A 15,502-nucleotide genomic window follows, 5' to 3' on the forward strand; every position below is an offset into this window, starting at 1 on the left:
GCATGATGCTGCAACAGGGGAGTCTCTGCTGATGTTTGGTATTCTCGACAGATATATCGGCCGGATCATTTTCATGTCGATCCTGCTGTGCGAAGTGACCCTGGTCGGTCTGGCTGCGCTCATCAAGTATGTGGAGCAGCTCAAGTCGGTTGGGGACGGCAACTACGACATGGTCAATGCGCTCTATTTTGTGTTGCTCTCCATGCCGAAAGAGGCCGTGCTCTTCTTCCCGCTGGCGGCCCTGCTGGGCGGTCTGATTGGTCTGGGCCAGCTCGCTACCAGCTCAGAGCTGGTGGTGATGCAGGCGGCGGGTCGCTCCAAGATCAGCATCGTTATGGCGGCGCTCAAGACGGCCATCCCGTTGATGATAGTGGTGGGCCTGATGGGCGAATACGTGGCGCCCATCGCCAAGCGGATGGCGGATGACATCAAGGCGGGGGCCCTGTCGGAAGGGCGCCTGACCGTCTCGGCCTATGGCGTTTGGGCTCGCGATGGCAACAACTTCGTCAATATCAACGGGGTGCGCAACGATGGCGCCCTGACCGGCATCACCCTCTATCGCTTCACTCCGGATCGCAAGCTCATCGACGTCATCCAGGCGCAGGAAGGCGTGTTCGAGCAACACCACTGGCTGCTCAAGCAGACGCAGGTGACCCGTTTCGATGACCCGACCCGGATCCAGAGCGAGCAGCATGAGAAGATGGAGTGGCGCTCCGAACTCACGCCCAAGCAGCTGGGGGTGGTGAGTGTGGATCCGGAGAATCTCTCGGTCTCCGGTTTGCAGGACTATATCGGCTATCTGGATGCCAACAAGCAGGATGCCGGTCGCTACAAGCTGGAGCTGTGGCGCAAGCTGCTGTCACCTTTCTCCGTGGTGGCGATGATCCTGCTGGCCTCCTCTTTCATTTTCGGCCCGCTGCGCTCGGTGAGCATGGGGGCACGGATGCTGATGGGGATCATGACTGGCTTCGCCGTCTACGTGAGCGATCGGGTGTTTGGTCCCGTCAGCCTGGTCTATTCGGTGCCCCCTATTCTGGCGGCCGTCGCCCCCAGCCTGCTGTTTGGCGGTATCTCCTTCTACATCCTCAGTCGCAAGCAGTAACGCGCTGTTTGAAATGCAAAGAGGGCACCCATCGGGTGCCCTCTTTCGTTGCTGCCGGTGTGAATTACTTGTTCAGCAGCTCCAGGTTGGCCTGTTTGTCCAGCACCACGACCCTGCATTCGGCCCAGATATCCTGGAAGGCGCGCGGCTCCTTGCGGTTGAACAGGCACATCAGGTTGCCAAGACCGAAGGCGGCTGTGGCGAGGCGGATCAGCGCCTGGGTGATGCGAATGTTGCTGCCATCTTCATTCTGGATGCGCAGACGCCAGGCGCGCATGCCGATGGTCTGGCCGGCACGGGTCCAGAACCAGGTGTAGAAGCCGCAGATGACGAAGGCGAGCCAGAGGGTGTAGATCAGGCTGTAGCGGTGGCGGGTCAGCAACCAGAGGGAATCTTCCCCTGCCGGCACGCTGGCCATGCCGGTCACCAGCAGTAATTTGGCCACTGCCATGCCGATAAAGCCGGCAATGATGAGCAAGGAGGTCACCACCAGGGAGTCATAGATCAGGGCGCCGAGACGGCGCAGCAGCCCGGCAGACGGGTAGCCTGGTGTGGTGGAAGAGGGGGGCGTTTGTTGGACTTGTTTGCGCTTGGCCATCGTTTTTATTCCATTAAGATGATGGCGGCATTCTATGTAACTGATCCTGCATCGGCAAGGCGTTGAATAAATGAACAAATAGGTGCGGGCAATAGAAAAACACCTTGCATGGTATCGCGCCATTCGTATAATTCCCCGCAGTTGCCCGGGTGGCGAAATCGGTAGACGCAGCGGATTCAAAATCCGCCGATGAATAATCGTGTCGGTTCGAGTCCGACCCCGGGCACCATTAGAATTCAATGACTTAAGGCCATCCAATCGGATGGCCTTTTGTTATTCTGGTGGTGAGTGGCGACAGAGTGGCGACAGAGATTCTGGTGATCGGTTTCCTTCAGTGTTCGCCCGTCCTCGCGTGACCGGACACAAACAATAAAAAACCTCTTTTCCGTGGCGCACTCGCCGCAGCTTCCGCCCCGCTCAGTGCCGCTTCAAAATTTCAGTTTCCATAATCCCTCGAATTGAACCTAACCAACTGAAACAAAAGATATTTAGCGAACCAGACCGCGCACAACGAGATCCCCCGAGATCGTCCCAATCCCCACGGGAAACACGCGCACCCTAGCAAAATCAGCAACTTGCATTTCTTCACCTGCTTAAATCCGGTGGAGATAACTGCAAAACAGTGAAAAAAAGATCCTTCTTTGCAGATCCTCAACGAACCCCAGATCCTTTATCTGGCGCGGCCTGGGCATATGGTTTTGCGGTAATCCACTTTTGCAAAAAATTTATTTGATGAGCCGCGCAGGCGGGAGCGGAAGAGCGCGGATTCCGTGACGCAGACGCCGCCGTGGGCTTCTCCGCCATGCGCTGGCGGCTGTGCGCGGCCCTGTGCTTCACGTATGCTGTGCGCCTGCCTGATGGTGCCCCTAACATGCGGCGCCCTTCCCTGGCCATGCTCAGGCGCTGTCAGGCAGATAGAAGAAGGCCCCGCAGACGCGGGGCCTTCTTCGCTTGGTTGCTCGGTGGGTTATTCGATGATGGGTGAGAGGGCGGTGGCCAGCTCTGCGGCCTGCTGGCTCTGGCTGCTGAATGCGGGTGCATTGGTTGGCCCTGGCCCGCCGTGGTTGTGACTGGCTGCAGAGGCGGCCAGCTGTTCCACCACGTTCATCAGTTGTAGCAGTAGGCGGAATATGTTCACGCCGTCGGTACCCACCCACGAACGTGGCGCCTCGAAGTGCTGGAGTTCACCGGCCACACTGCGCCGCAGTTGCCCGATCACCTCCACCAGATCACCGGCTGCGGTCTGGCTCATGTTACCCAGGCACCCTGTCATCAAGTCATCACCGGCCAGCAGCTCGATGGCCCCGAGCGCCTCGATGCGCTTCATTGCCCCGATCTGCTCCACGCTGTGCTGTTGGGTGGTGAGGCGGTGCTGGCCGAACTCGCCCAGGTATTCGTCAGCCTCGCGGTGCATCAGCATCGCCTTGTCATGTTGGCGGCGGTCAGTATGGCGTGACTGGTTGCCCACAGTGTCGGTACGGCTGAACACTTCCGCCCGCTGCTGCTGGAGCTGCTCGCCCGGGGCGATATCCGGCAATGGCCAGCCAGTGCCCAGCACTGTGCGGATAAACGGCCGATCGGCGCGACCGAAGGCAAACCCCAGCTCGACGATCGTCCCCTCGATGGGGAATTGCAGCTGCCCCTGTTCAGGCCCGCCGAACATTACCGGCAGCGGCACGGCCCGATAGAGCGGGGCGGCTTTGTCCGGCTGACCATCTTCCCCCAGTAGTTGCACATCCACCGCGTAGCGCGGGCGAAACGGATCATTGAGCTGGCCAGCGGCCGCGCTGTCGCTGATGGCCTCGACCCGTCCGAACTTGGGCAGGTGCATCTTGTCAGCCAGCTCCGGGAACTCGCCCTCCATCTTGCGCCGCTCCGGTGACTTCACCGGTTTACCGGGCGTTGCTGTGGTGAGGGTCATCTCGTCGCCCTTCAGGCGTACCCGTTCCACCCGCTTGCCGTTGACGAGTGCGCCCGGGCGCATGGTCGGGATCGGGGCGAGAGTGATGGTGTTGCCCGCCTGGCGGCCAGAGAAAGCCGGATCCAGTTCCACAGGCCTATCCGCCCAACGGCTATGGGCATGACTGCCCACGAAGATGGCACCATCCGGTTGCTGATGCCAGATGAAGTCCGGCACCGCAAAGGCGCGACCCGCGTTGTTCAGCAACTGATAGCCGGTACCGGCGCTGGTGAAGTTGGGGATCGGTTGGTCGGTGTAGTCGGTACCATCCGGTAGCAAAAAGGTGAGTTTGGTCTGGTCGCTCAACCAGGCCAGCAGACCGCGCAGGGTTGCATGCTGGAGGCTGACCGGGAAGGCACTGCCCAGAATACCGGCCAGCTCGCGGCACAGCAGTTTGCTGGCGCCATTGCTGGCTGGCTGCACGTCATACACGTAGCCGGTAAACCAGCGGCGCAGCTCGCCGTTGTAGCCCAGATCCACGGTCAGGGTTTTCCCCTTCTCGGCGTCCCCCTCGATGGTGAGGGCGGCGCGCCCACCCGCGCAGAGATCCAGCACGATATCGTGGTCGATGAGGTTGGCAGGCTGTCCACCAATGGTCAGGTTAGTCGAGAGTTTCACGCCATCAGGTCTCCCAATTGGTTATCGATCCCCTTGATGGCTTGTTCCAATGAGCTCAGTTGTTCCTGCTCGGTGGCCGGTTTCCCGTTACCGCCATCGGCTGCCTTGGCCGGTTTGGTGTTCGCGGTGCCCTGGCCTACGGTGGCCGGTGCCTTTGGCATCCGCTGTTCCCGCTTCTCTGGCACCGAGTTGTGTTCGCGCAGGGTGAACTGTACTTGCCACGCCAGCAGCCCCTCCTGCTCGCTGGCGGTGATGCGCCCGGCGAACTTGGCCTGACGCACCTTCACCGACTTGGCCAGCAGCGACCCGACCCGGTAGATATGGCGCTTGCCGCCATCGCCTTTGGCATCGGCCAGCTCAAACAAGCGTCCGAGGGTCTTCTCGTCATTGAATGGAACAAGGCCAGAGACATCGAGCTCCTTGGCCTTCTCCCCCTGCTCCGAACTACTGGTCGAGCTGGTTTGGCCGCTGCTGTCCTTGTCCTGAAACTGCATCGATACAGAGATCCGCATCGACTTCATCACAATCGGCTCACCGTCCAGGGTGAGCATGGCTGTTCTGCTCATCGGGTTAACTCCTGCCAGAAGGTGAGCGGGGAGGGGGAGATCAGCAGGGCGCCGACCGTCATGCTGTGGCTGTGGTCTGGCGGGCTACTCTGGCCCAATTGGGTGGCAATGCTTGCTGCATCACCTTGCCCCTGCCAGTGCCACATCTGGCCGCTGATGGTAGCTAGCTGATCGAGTGCCTGCTCCAGCTCTGCCAGTTTGGCCGCGCGGCGTTCTGCCAAGGTGGCCAGCTTGGCGATCGGGGTGGTGGCCCCCTGTGCCAGGCTCTCCAGTTGGGCGAGCTCGGCCCCAAGCAGTGAGCGAGCCGAGCGCAGCGGGTTCCACACCAGCGGCTCATCAGCTTTCCAGCGTGGCACCTTGGCGGCGGTGGGCTTGCTCATGGCATCGTTGTTGGCCGTGAGGCGGCGCAGAGCGGCGCACCACTCCGGCAACGGCAGGATGGTGCAAAGAGGCGCCAAGGCATCTGCCAGCGCGGTTTCGCTGTTACCAGTGACCAACCAGGCGATGGCGTGCAACTGGCCCGCCGGCAGCAGGGGGTCGGCGCCATCCTGCAGCTTGGCCACAAGGGTGGCCACCGCGTTGGGGGCGGCGAGGCTGTACTGGTTGCCCTGGTGCTGGCCCACGCCATGCTGATAGGGGGTGACGGTCAGGCAGCGACCGATGACCAGCAGCCGATCGAGCTCTGCATGCAACCCTGCCAGCGCGGCAGCGGCTTGGCTGATGGGCGTGGGGCGGTATTGCGCCCTGGGCGCCAGTGCCTGCAAGCGGGCCACCGTGCCAGCCTGGCTGTCAGGAAATTGGCCGAGCACCCCGCTGGCGCGGGTGTGTATTGCCTCGCAGCTGGCTGGCCAGCTCAACTGGCTTTGCATCCAACTCATTGCGGGGCATCCGGCCACACGATCGGGGTTACTGTCAAGTCTAGGCGGGTCAGCTCTACCCGATAGCGGCGCCACGCGTTATAGGCGGCTTGTTCATCTTCGGTCGCCATCCCTAAATCAACTGCATCACTTAACACGGCGATATGCTGGTTTGCCTCTGCCAGCAGAGCGGAACGGGTTGCAGCTGCTGCGGCCAGTTCCGCGGCGGCCTCTGCCTCATGATCTGCAACCCATTGCAAACCATCCCACGCATCGTATGGTGATGAAGGCTTGAGCAGGGTTTCACGTTCACGCAGGTGGCCTAGCGCGGTGATTTCTCGCGTTTCTTTTGTGTCGATATGGTATGCCGTCTGGCCGCGCAGATCAGGCAGGATAGACCATGGTTTATCCCTGTCTGTCCGGCTTGGCCATTCACCATCACCATGGTCAGGTGGTGTATCCAAATACGCATGAGCTGGCAGGCCAGTATCAACCGAGACATAGACGGAAACCTCCCCAATATAGGAACCGTCTGGATAACAGCAATGGCATGTGATATCACCAGATTTCAGGGCAAAGCCATTTTCGTCAAACTCAACCATGGTTAACCTCGCATCGTGATGATGTTGTATGCCAACGATTTGACCGTGTTTTCAGGGCCCGTTCTGACCACGTTGGCGGAATTGAACTTCAATTCACTCGGTCCAGCGAACACTGTTATATCGTTAGATGCTAAACACTTATCATTGCCATCTGTGCTAAAGGCGCCCTCTGTGTAAATCTTTTCGCCCAGGAACTGATTAACGCCGCCGCTGTTCCATAGCCGACCCGTGATCGGCTGTTGCTGGTCAGGCTGGTATGACAACAGCGCACGTCCTACATCTATCCCCCTGCCAGCGTCCCATCCTCGTGTCGTCATGGCTCGATGGTCTGGCACAATGCCAGATGGGTAACGGCTTGCCAGGATAGGATCAGTTACAGGGTTGATTGCTTGCCCCACCATGTTGATGGCCCACGTGGGCGGGGTTGCACTCATCCACGGCAACGGGATACCGACAAACATCTGCTTGAGCATCTCTTTTACCGCATCAGCTACATTTTTGGCTGACATCACTGCGTCAATTGCCGAGCCAAGTCGCGCCTCGTCATCCGTAGCCATGCGCACCATCCCTTGTTCGGTGGTGGTGGCAGAGGGGTGATCTCGTCCCTTGGCATGGTCTGCCAGCGCTTTTTCCATATCACTGGCGCTTTTCTCCGTCTGCTTGCGAAGCGCCTCCAACGCGGCCCACAGGTCGGCTGACTCATTGGCTGGTCGCTTGTCCGTGACGGTTGCGTTGGCCTCGACAACCCCCAGCTTGGCCACATAGTGGCGATAGCCGTTGCTGTCGGTGTAATCAGTCAGCTCTGTGGTGCTGGTTTTGAACTCGAAGTGGTTATCCCAGCGGCTCAGGATGGTGCCGGCGCGGTGCACATCGACCCACACACCCACCGGCTTGGCCCCTACGGCAACAACCTGTTCGACATCCAGCTGGATGCGCAGCCCGCCAACCATGGCCACCCCGGGTTGAACCTTGTAGGCGTTGGCTTTGTTGACCAGCTTGAAGCCATCGCCAAAGAAGGCGGACGCTCCGAAGATGGCGATGGCGTGCAAGCGTTGTTGCTCCTCCATGCCGTTCAGACGGGCCGAGTAGTCGATTTGCCAGGTGCCGGCCTCTACTGTGGTCACGGTGGCCGTGGCCGCCTGGTCGTACTCCATCAACATGGATTTCACCAGGCTGTTGCCCGTGGTGCCCGTCGCCGGGTCGGTCTTGGTTTTGGTCTCCCGTCCCTTGTAGACAATCATCCCGACCATGCCGCTGGCCTTGTTGACCAGGTACATGGCATTGAATGAGAAGTTGCCCACGGTCGTGTCCATCACGATGGAGTAAGCCACGGCGTTGTTATTGATGCGGCCGCGCTGATCCACCGGATGGCGATGGACAATCTGCGCCTCTGGCGGCAGGCCGGTATTCGGGTCGATGGGGGCGGTGATATCCAGATTTGGGATATCCGCCAGCACGACCTCATCGAGCACCACCGGCACCTGGTCAGTGAGGCAGCCTTGCCAATAGGTCTCGAATGCGTTGGTGATGACTTGGCTCATCGGGTCTCCTTGGTTTTCAGCGTTGCGCCATAGACGTGCTGGATCATCTGGATGTGTCCAGGTGCCAGCCGATATCTGGCTTTGTGCGGGGTGAGACTGGCGGCAAATACCTCCTGACTCATATCAAACTGGCCATAGCCGATATAACCGGCTACCGGGTAAACCACCTGAAAGCGATAGCGGCGGCAGGTGCGGCCATAGTGCTGGATCAGCGTCTCCATCAGCTTCTGGTTGTTGGCGATGCTGCTATCGGTCACCTCGATGGTGATGACGTCCCACGGCGCGCCGTCTTGTCGTTCGTGGATGTCGCACCAGCCGATGCCCAGGCGCTCGAATATGCGCTTGAATCCGGCTACCTCTCCCGAGTCACGGGCATTCACAAAGGCGAACTTGACCCGCTTGCGGAACAGCTCCAGCGGCTCAGATTCAAAGCGGGCAATGTCCCGCTCCCATGCCAGCAGTGCCAGCATGGACTCCGAGCAGGTCAGCGGGTCTTGCTCTGCCAGCGGCGCCAGCAACCAGCGCCGGATCGACTGCCAGAACGCCATGACACCGCGCGCCAAAAAGGCGGGTTCCTTCACGCCATCGGTGATGGTTTGGCCATCTTCCCACCACGGGGCAGACGCCTTTGGCATGGCCGGTGCAGTGGCGTTGTGATCGATGCGGGGAGATTTATTCATGCAGCGTCACCTCCAGCGCGGTCAGGCGCGGGATGGAGATCCCCGAGACGATATCCTCCTGCCCAAACTTGAGGCTCAGCAGCTGCGGGAACTGGCTATGCAGCTCTTTGCCCAGTTGTGAAATGGAGAATCTGGCCTGTGGCCACGTTCTGGTCACGGCCGGAAAATCCGCCGACTGACGAAACGCCGCTTTGACCAGCGATTCAGCGCCCCGCTTGAGGGCTGCTTTCTGGTCATCTGTGAGGTTGGCCACCGGCCACAGCTCCAGCGTGAGGTTGTACTGGGTCTCCGGCATCGCCATCACAAACAGGTCATCGCCGTGGCCATGGTTGCCCTGGCGGCCCACGTAGTCGTTAAGCTGGGCAATCAGGCTGGCCGGGGTGGCGCCCACCTCCAGCAGAATGTAGGCGTTGGCAGTGCCCGGGCCGCGCGGCGCCTCATGCTCGAAGAAGATGTGATCTGCCCGAATACCGGCAACGCTCGCCAGCATTGAGCGATAGATAGCGTCGATGTGATAGCGGCCCACCGCCGAGAACTGGTTCTGAATGCGCAGGCCCAGCGCATCGTTGCTCTCGGCATCGGCGCCCTGGGTGGTGATCCACTCCTTGTCATCGTTGCGGGCCGACAAGATGCCGGTGACCGGTTCGCTCAGCAGGTTGTAATATCCCGGGGCCAGATTCCAGGCCGCGCCCGCGAACTCGGCCTCGCACACCACTCGGGCCACTGCTTCACCGGCAGGGCTCACCACCGCTTGCAGCGGTTTGACCCGGTAGATGGTGCCGTTGATGCGCTCGGTACTGATCCAGATATCGACCGGGATGGTGACCGCTTCGCTCGGATTGGCCTTGACGAAGTTGATCACCCCGCGGGTCTTCTGGGCCCCCTTGCGGGTCAAGTCCACATCCCACGCCTTGAGGTCGAGATAGGCATCGGTGGCAGTGGCAGCAAAGGTGTTGGGCAGCACATGGCCGGCCAGCAGGGTGCGGATAAGCCAGAGCGCCGGGGTGATCACCACGCCGCGTACCAGTCGCCAGAATGGGCTCACATCGCTGTCGTTGGTGATAAGAGATCCGGCGGCCTCGACCTCCTTCTTGAGCTCGGCCTCCATGGCCTCTTCGGTAGTCGGCACGCCTGTATCAGCCAGCAGTGCCATAAAATCCACGTTGGGGCGCAGGTTCACAGGGTTACCTCCAGATCGCCAAATTCATAAGTGCGAGCGGTGACCAGTACCCGCTCGGGGGCTTCTTCGCTGATCACGATGGTGCCTGGCACCAGTCGCTCGTCGTTCTCAACCAGCAGCTCGATCTCGGTCATCACATCTGCGCGTATGGTGGGGCTGCGCTCGCCAATGAGCTTGCGGGCTAGCCCTGACTCCATGATCCGGTGCTTGATGTCCTGACCGATGCTGTGGCGGTCTTGTGTGTAACGGGGTTGACCACCGGCATCCAGCTGCCATGCGCCGTCTACCACCCAGATATCGATATATTTGGGGTCGCTCATCCGCGGGTCGTCATCCATAGTTCTTGCTCCAACTCACCTGGCGATAGCGGGTTCTGTACGTGCATGTGTACATCGCCGGTGTTGATAGTGCGTGATGGCTTCTGGTTGGCTGTGGTGGCGGCAGCGTTGGCCTGGATCAGCTGTTGCCCAAGCCCGCCAGCTGGTACGCGGCTCTGGCCGCCCTGGCGGTAAGTTGCCAATGGGCTATTCACTACGGATGTGGGTGGCTCAACATTCGCAGGTGCTGATGCCCATTTAGGCAGCACATCCACGTCCATCCAACTGGTGTCGAAGTTTGACCCTAGAAACTTATTAGAGGCATCCAAGGCCATTTTGATTAGTGTAATGAGCCCTCGCCATGGGGTAAGCAGAGTATCGAATGCCGTACGCAGCCCCTCAAACACACCGATATCTTCCAGTGTTGCTTTGATGTTATCCCAGTAAATGATCCCAACGGCGATAGCCGCAATCAGCGCAACGATGCCCGCCACGAACAGGCCGATGGGGTTGGCATACATGGCGATGTTGACCGCCAGCATGATGGCGCGAAACGATGCAAGGCCTGCTTTCAGCAGGTTGAGCGGGGCAATGATGATTGACCATGCAATACCCAGCCCCAGGGTGGCCAGCTTGGCGATACCGGCAACCAGCATCCAGGTGCCGGTAACCATGCTCAAGCCCACGATGGCCAGCGCGGCATAGCTGATAACCTTGGTCAGGTTCGGGAACAGGTGCGTCCAGCGCAGCACATCGTTGGCGCCATCGGCAAAGACACTGACCACCGCATTGATAGCGGGCAGTACCACCCCGAACGCGGCGGCACGGATTGCGAACCACGCTTGCTCGACACGCTGCCACTGGTCGGTCATAGAGGCGGCCATCTGCTCGGCCTTGCCCATGCCGTGGGTGTTGGCCAGCGCGTTGATATTGGTGGCCAGCCCCTTGGTGTTGGTCATCAGCAGCTTGACCATGCTGACCGCTTCATCAGAGCCAAATGCCTTCTTGAGCTCGTCTCCTTCGGCCACGCTCAGGGTTTCCCCATAGCGCCCCTTGAGCTGTTCCAGCACATCAAGCACCGGCAGCATGTTGCCCGCCGAGTCGGTGAACTGCATGCCGAGGGTCTTCTGGGCGTTGCCCACACCAGCGAGGAAGGCTTTGAACTTGGTGCCCGCTTCGCCGCCTCCCATGGTTGACTGCAGCATGCCGAGTACGGCGAACTGTTCATCCATTGAGACATTAGCGGCTGTAGCGTTGGCGCCGATTGCTCCGAACGCATCTGCCATGCCCTGGCCGGTGGTCTTGAACATCTGCACCGCGGTGGCGGTCTTGCCTGCCAAGTTTTCCACCCAGGTAGCCTTGCCCATCATCTTGGCCTGCTGCTCGAAGATGCCGTACATGGTGCCCATGTAGTTGGTGATGGTGGCGGTGTCGGCCTTGGTCGCCTTGGCCAAGGTGGTCGAGGCGCGGGTGAAGGCGGGCAGTTCGTTACCTTCCAGCCCCGCGATCGCTGATTGGATATCGTAGGAGGATCGGACAATCTCGGTTGCTGATTCGCCGTACTTCACCGATAGGGCCAGAGCTTCGCGCCCCAGTGCTCCGAGCACATCCTTTTGCACATCGAGCGAGGCCACTTCACCCAGCGCCCGATCCATTTCGATGGCAGGGCCCAGAGCAGACTGGATCGCCATGCCACCGGCGGCCACCGTGGTGGCCCCCATTGCCATGCTGCTCCAGCCCTGACGGCCTGCCTTGCTGACCTTGTCCATCTGGGCATTGATGCCAGCAAGGGGCTTGGTGACTTGATCCACCAAAGCCACCTGCATCATCAATTTTTCCATCCAGGCCATAGGTCGTTATCCGTTGAATGCTTTGGCGATGCCCTCGGCCACGGCGGCGGCGTTGGACTCTCTTGCGTTTCTGTCTAACCAGATGGCGCGTGCCAGGCTGTCGATATCGTCATCTTCGTGGGGCAGGTAGTGGCGCCGCAGCGCCAGCACCTGCTCCAGTTGGTTGCGCTCGATGGCCTCGGCGCGCGCCGTCAGTTTTTTACTGTGATTTCCAGATCAGGGGCGAACTGCTGGTTAATGGCGCCAGCCAGCTGCAACGCAGCACCCGGGCGCTTGAGCAGCTCATCGAGCGCCTCTTTGCTTTCCTGGCAGACGATCTTTTTCAGGTAGTTGTGAGCCGGTGCCACCTTGTCGCTCGGCATCATGTCGTTGATAAAGCCGTTGTAGGCCACCATGGTCGGCTCAAAGCTGATGTCGGTACCGGCAACGGTCAGGACGATTTTCTTGCTCATTGGTTGGTTTCCTCTTGTTCAATCCAGTGGTTCAGGGTGTTGATTTGGGTTTGGCAGCGGCGCATTGCCGTCTGCATGGTGGGGATAAACCGCACGGCATCGCCGTAGGTCGCCCCCGTGAACTCAGGTTCCGGGCAGTGAGGTACCAGCCCCGGCGGCGGCAGGCGCTTGATGACCTGCGTTTTCACCACGGTTGTGGGCTGGCTGGAGCAGGCGCAGAGCGCCAACAGGCAGAGGCTCACTAGCGCAGTTCGGGCGGCCTTCCGGTGGCGTGGCCAAGGCTTGTTCCAGTTCATATGCTGTCTTCCTGTTCTGTTGGTCGAGATCTGCCAAGGCGGCGTTCTGGGTACCCAGCAACGTGCGCATCCCTTCGGCATCGCGCTGTAGTGTCACCAGCTGGCTGGCCTGCTGCTCGTTGGTCTGCTGCAGGGTGCTGATGGTCTCGTTGGCGGTGGCGAGCGCCTTGCCACGGCTCTCCAGCATCCGGCTGCCAAGAAACAGGGCGGCACCCATCAGCAGCACAAGTGCCAGCAGCACATTGGAAAACAGCTCCTTGAATGTGCTCATGCTTCACCCATCGACAGCTGGGCCGGAGTGCCGACAGGCAGATCACCCACTGGCAGCGGCTCATTGATTGGCCAGCGATAGCCGGTGACGCGGGTCAGCGGAAATTCACGGATATTCACCTCATCCCCCTGGTTGCCACCCAGTACCAGCAAGTTGCCAGATGGTGACTTGCCGACCACGAAGCCCACATGGCCACCGCCGTCACGGCTGAACACGACCACACAGCCGAGCACCGGGCGATCCAATTTTTCGCCCCATCCCAGATAGCTTTTGGCGCTCTCGAAGCGGGTAGACTGGATGCCAACCCGTTCCAGGCAAGCGCCCACGAAGGCGGCGCACCACGGGGTTTCATCGTCTCGGATGCCGCCCCGTTTGATGGCTTTCCACATGTCCAGAATTTCCTGAGCATGCTTCGACCCTTTGATTTCCTTCAGGCCCAAGAACTTGCGAGCCTCGTTAATCCAGCGCAGAGCCATCAGCCCTCCTCCTTCTTGTTGAACACCAACTTGGCCCGCTCGCGGATGATGTCTACCCCGAGCAGCCCCACCACACCGCCGATAAACGGGGCCGCTTCATAGGGGACGCCGAGCAGGGTGGTACCGGATGCGGCGGCCAAGGTGATCAGGCCGCACATGGTTGATTCGATCAGGCGGCGGCGCCCGCTGCCGCCGTCATAGGTGATGCGCATAAATGAAATGCTCAACGCCAGCAGAGCCCCGGAAACGGCGGGCCAGTTGTCCATCAACCAGGCCAGCAGGGCGGCCCAGAGGGTGGGGTCTTTGTTTGGCATAGGGTTCATATCCCGTTCTCGTTATTGTCCGCGCCGTTCGGAGCGGCTTTTGCAGCTGACGCACAGGCGCACACCCGGCACATGCTGGCGGCGCGCTTCCGGGATCGGATCGCCGCACTCCTCGCAGTGGTGCAGGCTCTCTGCTGGCGGGTATACGCGGCATAGCTGGTTGGCCAGCTGGGCTTCCAGCATTTGCTGGGCCTGCTGATTGGCACGGTCGATCAGGTCCATCTATCAGCCCTTCATATGGCGGGTGTCGTCTTCGGAGAGGTACGGCACGCCATCGATGTGGATGAAGTCGGGGGATGTGACTAAGCCCTTGATCTTGTTTACCGCCTTGCTACCCCCCTTGGGATCGAGATCGAGCAGGTCAGCGATCAGTAATTTCACGCCGAATACCTCCACCTTCTGGGCCTCGTCACCGGTGTCGGCGTAGAACAGCACATCTTCCGGCTTCATCCCGCGCCAGCTACCGGCCCGTTTGGCCGCATCGCCCAGTAGCTTGAAGTTCTTGGCATCAAGCTCGAACTCAAGTTCTGCAGCCACATCACCATCGATATAGCCGTCAGGGATGCCACGGGTCTGGGCCACGGCGCTGTTGTCGGTGATGGAGAGGCTGGCCTTTTCGACGTGCACCATGATGCCCATCAGCTCTACGTCAAAGCTCTGGCCTGAAATGCGTCTGGTCATGGGTTAGCCCTCCCCGTTGTTGAGGCTCAAATCGAGCATGATGTTGACGGTGATCCCCTTGGGGCAGTCCACGGTGCGCACCACCACATAGATGGAGACCAAGTTCTTGGCCGTCCACTGGATGGTGATATCGCCATCTTTGGGTGAGGCGATATCGCCCGGGAACAGCTGGCCGTTGATGGTGACGGCCTTGGCCATCTCGCGCAGGTCTTTGCCGAAGTACATGATGGCGGCGGCGGTGCTGCCGGGGGTGGAGTTGAAGGAGCGATCAGCGACGCGGGCAATTGCGCGCAGGCGCATCCGGCGGGCCACCTTGTAGACCACCCGCAGGTTTTCGATCACCTGGTAGTCGCCGCCTTCGCCGTCCAGGGTGCGGCCATCGGCCCAATAGATGCCGTCATAGTCCGGGTACCACATCGGTACCGAGTAGCGGTTCTGTTCCAGGGTTTGCAGGGTGGCCAGCGGCAGCTCGGTACCGTCTTTATCCTTCGGCTTGTTGCCAAGGCCCACCATGGCGCCGGTTTTCACCCGGGCGGGGCTGTCGGCGATGCTCACCGCACGGTTGCACAGGCGACCGGCATAGGCGCCAGCGAGGTTCGGCCACAGCTGCGGCAGCAGGGTGACGGATTCCGCCTTGATGCCATCTTGCAGCGCGACCAGTTTGGCCTCGTACTCGCTCCAGTCTTGGCCGCCTTCGAGGGTAGTGACGATGCCCGCCACGACCAGCAGCATGAACTGCCAGCGCCCCATCTTGGCGATCAGCTCCTGGTTGAGGGCGTGGGCTGCGTTGATTTTCGCCTCGTCCCACTCCTGACCCAGTACCACACAGCCCTCAAAGGATTGGGTTTTCTGGGCCTCACGAACGGCATCTTTCCAGTCCATGTCGGTGGGCAGCACAAAAGCGGCAGCCGTCCAGTTTTGACCGGCGTTGACCATGGCGGCTTGCAGGTTGGTTTTCAGCTCGCTGTCGGCCTCGCCCAGCAGCTTGTCGAAGTCGCTCTGGGTGTTGAGCGAAAGCAGCTTGCCGGTGTTGGTCGGCGCGGTGCCGATGAACAGCAGGTGGCGCTCGACTTCCGTCACGGGCCCCTGCATCTGGTTCAAGTTGTTGATCTGTACATAAGGCCACATGGCG

The 15,502-nt window shown here is 60.4% G+C and carries 20 protein-coding genes and 1 tRNA gene; 2 read left to right on the top strand and 19 right to left on the bottom strand.

What is annotated here, in order from left to right; all coding sequences use genetic code 11:
• The first annotated feature begins 31 nt into the window (after nt 1-31).
• Complete coding sequence (gene lptG, locus I6L37_RS05705) at nt 32-1,102, top strand: LPS export ABC transporter permease LptG (RefSeq protein WP_124239238.1); 1,071 nt, start codon at nt 32-34, stop codon at nt 1,100-1,102.
• A gap of 64 nt (nt 1,103-1,166) precedes the next feature.
• On the opposite strand, the gene I6L37_RS05710 is transcribed toward lptG, so the two are convergent.
• Nucleotides 1,167-1,700 (bottom strand): RDD family protein, encoded by a 534-nt coding sequence (locus I6L37_RS05710; RefSeq protein ID WP_216993484.1) that lies wholly within the window; start codon nt 1,698-1,700, stop codon nt 1,167-1,169.
• Between the two features lie 143 nt (nt 1,701-1,843).
• On the opposite strand from I6L37_RS05710, the gene I6L37_RS05715 reads away from it, so the two are divergent.
• A tRNA-Leu gene (locus I6L37_RS05715) sits at nt 1,844-1,929 on the top strand.
• Nucleotides 1,930-2,667: 738 nt separating this feature from the next.
• Here I6L37_RS05715 and I6L37_RS05720 read toward each other — a convergent pair.
• From I6L37_RS05720 to I6L37_RS05800, 18 genes are read right to left on the bottom strand one after another with little or no spacing between them, the layout of a single operon-like run.
• On the bottom strand, nt 2,668-4,278 hold the full coding sequence (locus I6L37_RS05720) for a hypothetical protein (RefSeq protein WP_216993485.1): 1,611 nt from the start codon (nt 4,276-4,278) through the stop codon (nt 2,668-2,670).
• On the bottom strand, nt 4,275-4,844 hold the full coding sequence (locus I6L37_RS05725) for a hypothetical protein (protein ID WP_216993486.1): 570 nt from the start codon (nt 4,842-4,844) through the stop codon (nt 4,275-4,277). Before I6L37_RS05725 ends, I6L37_RS05720 begins: the two co-directional genes overlap by 4 nt.
• On the bottom strand, nt 4,841-5,722 hold the full coding sequence (locus tag I6L37_RS05730) for a hypothetical protein (protein ID WP_216993487.1): 882 nt from the start codon (nt 5,720-5,722) through the stop codon (nt 4,841-4,843). Before I6L37_RS05730 ends, I6L37_RS05725 begins: the two co-directional genes overlap by 4 nt.
• The gene (locus I6L37_RS05735) at nt 5,719-6,303 is read right to left on the bottom strand and encodes a tail fiber assembly protein (RefSeq protein ID WP_216993488.1); all 585 of its coding nucleotides are present in this window, start codon (nt 6,301-6,303) and stop codon (nt 5,719-5,721) included. Before I6L37_RS05735 ends, I6L37_RS05730 begins: the two co-directional genes overlap by 4 nt.
• Nucleotides 6,304-6,305: 2 nt before the next feature.
• Nucleotides 6,306-7,844 (bottom strand): phage tail protein, encoded by a 1,539-nt coding sequence (locus I6L37_RS05740; protein WP_216993489.1) that lies wholly within the window; start codon nt 7,842-7,844, stop codon nt 6,306-6,308.
• On the bottom strand, nt 7,841-8,524 hold the full coding sequence (locus I6L37_RS05745) for a phage tail protein (RefSeq protein ID WP_216993490.1): 684 nt from the start codon (nt 8,522-8,524) through the stop codon (nt 7,841-7,843). Before I6L37_RS05745 ends, I6L37_RS05740 begins: the two co-directional genes overlap by 4 nt.
• Nucleotides 8,517-9,704 (bottom strand): baseplate J/gp47 family protein, encoded by a 1,188-nt coding sequence (locus I6L37_RS05750; protein WP_216993491.1) that lies wholly within the window; start codon nt 9,702-9,704, stop codon nt 8,517-8,519. Before I6L37_RS05750 ends, I6L37_RS05745 begins: the two co-directional genes overlap by 8 nt.
• Complete coding sequence (locus I6L37_RS05755) at nt 9,701-10,024, bottom strand: DUF2590 family protein (RefSeq protein WP_216993492.1); 324 nt, start codon at nt 10,022-10,024, stop codon at nt 9,701-9,703. The genes I6L37_RS05750 and I6L37_RS05755 overlap by 4 nt, the downstream gene beginning before the upstream one ends.
• Nucleotides 10,021-11,871: a phage tail tape measure protein gene (locus tag I6L37_RS05760; protein WP_216993493.1), complete on the bottom strand. Its 1,851-nt coding sequence runs from the start codon at nt 11,869-11,871 to the stop codon at nt 10,021-10,023. Before I6L37_RS05760 ends, I6L37_RS05755 begins: the two co-directional genes overlap by 4 nt.
• Before the next feature lie 6 nt (nt 11,872-11,877).
• The gene (locus I6L37_RS05765) at nt 11,878-12,021 is read right to left on the bottom strand and encodes a hypothetical protein (protein ID WP_198037996.1); all 144 of its coding nucleotides are present in this window, start codon (nt 12,019-12,021) and stop codon (nt 11,878-11,880) included.
• A 41-nt stretch (nt 12,022-12,062) separates the two neighbouring features.
• A complete protein-coding gene (locus I6L37_RS05770) occupies nt 12,063-12,323 on the bottom strand; it encodes a putative phage tail assembly chaperone (RefSeq protein WP_216993494.1) in 261 nt (86 codons plus the stop codon).
• Nucleotides 12,320-12,565, bottom strand: a complete 246-nt coding sequence (lysC, locus tag I6L37_RS05775) for an Rz1-like lysis system protein LysC (protein WP_254203546.1) — start codon at nt 12,563-12,565, stop codon at nt 12,320-12,322. Before lysC ends, I6L37_RS05770 begins: the two co-directional genes overlap by 4 nt.
• Nucleotides 12,447-12,890, bottom strand: coding sequence for a hypothetical protein (locus I6L37_RS22035; protein ID WP_017782567.1), 444 nt, complete (start codon nt 12,888-12,890; stop codon nt 12,447-12,449). Before I6L37_RS22035 ends, lysC begins: the two co-directional genes overlap by 119 nt.
• The gene (locus tag I6L37_RS05780) at nt 12,887-13,366 is read right to left on the bottom strand and encodes a TIGR02594 family protein (protein WP_216993496.1); all 480 of its coding nucleotides are present in this window, start codon (nt 13,364-13,366) and stop codon (nt 12,887-12,889) included. The genes I6L37_RS22035 and I6L37_RS05780 overlap by 4 nt, the downstream gene beginning before the upstream one ends.
• The gene (locus I6L37_RS05785; protein ID WP_049045767.1) at nt 13,366-13,680 is read right to left on the bottom strand and encodes a phage holin, lambda family; all 315 of its coding nucleotides are present in this window, start codon (nt 13,678-13,680) and stop codon (nt 13,366-13,368) included. The genes I6L37_RS05780 and I6L37_RS05785 overlap by 1 nt, the downstream gene beginning before the upstream one ends.
• Before the next feature lie 21 nt (nt 13,681-13,701).
• Nucleotides 13,702-13,911, bottom strand: a complete 210-nt coding sequence (locus I6L37_RS05790; RefSeq protein WP_216993497.1) for a TraR/DksA family transcriptional regulator — start codon at nt 13,909-13,911, stop codon at nt 13,702-13,704.
• 3 nt (nt 13,912-13,914) lie between these two features.
• The gene (locus I6L37_RS05795) at nt 13,915-14,370 is read right to left on the bottom strand and encodes a phage protein (protein WP_216993498.1); all 456 of its coding nucleotides are present in this window, start codon (nt 14,368-14,370) and stop codon (nt 13,915-13,917) included.
• Between the two features lie 3 nt (nt 14,371-14,373).
• Nucleotides 14,374-15,498: a DUF2586 domain-containing protein gene (locus tag I6L37_RS05800; RefSeq protein ID WP_216993499.1), complete on the bottom strand. Its 1,125-nt coding sequence runs from the start codon at nt 15,496-15,498 to the stop codon at nt 14,374-14,376.
• Between the last annotated feature and the right edge of the window lie 4 nt (nt 15,499-15,502).

Source organism: Aeromonas sp. FDAARGOS 1407, assembly GCF_019048725.1.
Taxonomy (GTDB): domain Bacteria; phylum Pseudomonadota; class Gammaproteobacteria; order Enterobacterales; family Aeromonadaceae; genus Aeromonas; species Aeromonas enteropelogenes.

Coding starts and splice junctions, on each gene's coding strand:
- lptG (WP_124239238.1), top strand. CDS start 32: ATGTTTGGTATTCTCGACAGATATATCGGCCGGATCATTTTCATGTCG.
- I6L37_RS05710 (WP_216993484.1), bottom strand. CDS start 1,700: ATGGCCAAGCGCAAACAAGTCCAACAAACGCCCCCCTCTTCCACCACA.
- I6L37_RS05725 (WP_216993486.1), bottom strand. CDS start 4,844: ATGAGCAGAACAGCCATGCTCACCCTGGACGGTGAGCCGATTGTGATG.
- I6L37_RS05730 (WP_216993487.1), bottom strand. CDS start 5,722: ATGAGTTGGATGCAAAGCCAGTTGAGCTGGCCAGCCAGCTGCGAGGCA.
- I6L37_RS05735 (WP_216993488.1), bottom strand. CDS start 6,303: ATGGTTGAGTTTGACGAAAATGGCTTTGCCCTGAAATCTGGTGATATC.
- I6L37_RS05740 (WP_216993489.1), bottom strand. CDS start 7,844: ATGAGCCAAGTCATCACCAACGCATTCGAGACCTATTGGCAAGGCTGC.
- I6L37_RS05745 (WP_216993490.1), bottom strand. CDS start 8,524: ATGAATAAATCTCCCCGCATCGATCACAACGCCACTGCACCGGCCATG.
- I6L37_RS05755 (WP_216993492.1), bottom strand. CDS start 10,024: ATGAGCGACCCCAAATATATCGATATCTGGGTGGTAGACGGCGCATGG.
- I6L37_RS05760 (WP_216993493.1), bottom strand. CDS start 11,871: ATGGCCTGGATGGAAAAATTGATGATGCAGGTGGCTTTGGTGGATCAA.
- I6L37_RS05770 (WP_216993494.1), bottom strand. CDS start 12,323: ATGAGCAAGAAAATCGTCCTGACCGTTGCCGGTACCGACATCAGCTTT.
- I6L37_RS22035 (WP_017782567.1), bottom strand. CDS start 12,890: ATGAGCACATTCAAGGAGCTGTTTTCCAATGTGCTGCTGGCACTTGTG.
- I6L37_RS05780 (WP_216993496.1), bottom strand. CDS start 13,366: ATGGCTCTGCGCTGGATTAACGAGGCTCGCAAGTTCTTGGGCCTGAAG.
- I6L37_RS05785 (WP_049045767.1), bottom strand. CDS start 13,680: ATGCCAAACAAAGACCCCACCCTCTGGGCCGCCCTGCTGGCCTGGTTG.
- I6L37_RS05790 (WP_216993497.1), bottom strand. CDS start 13,911: ATGGACCTGATCGACCGTGCCAATCAGCAGGCCCAGCAAATGCTGGAA.
- I6L37_RS05795 (WP_216993498.1), bottom strand. CDS start 14,370: ATGACCAGACGCATTTCAGGCCAGAGCTTTGACGTAGAGCTGATGGGC.
- I6L37_RS05800 (WP_216993499.1), bottom strand. CDS start 15,498: ATGTGGCCTTATGTACAGATCAACAACTTGAACCAGATGCAGGGGCCC.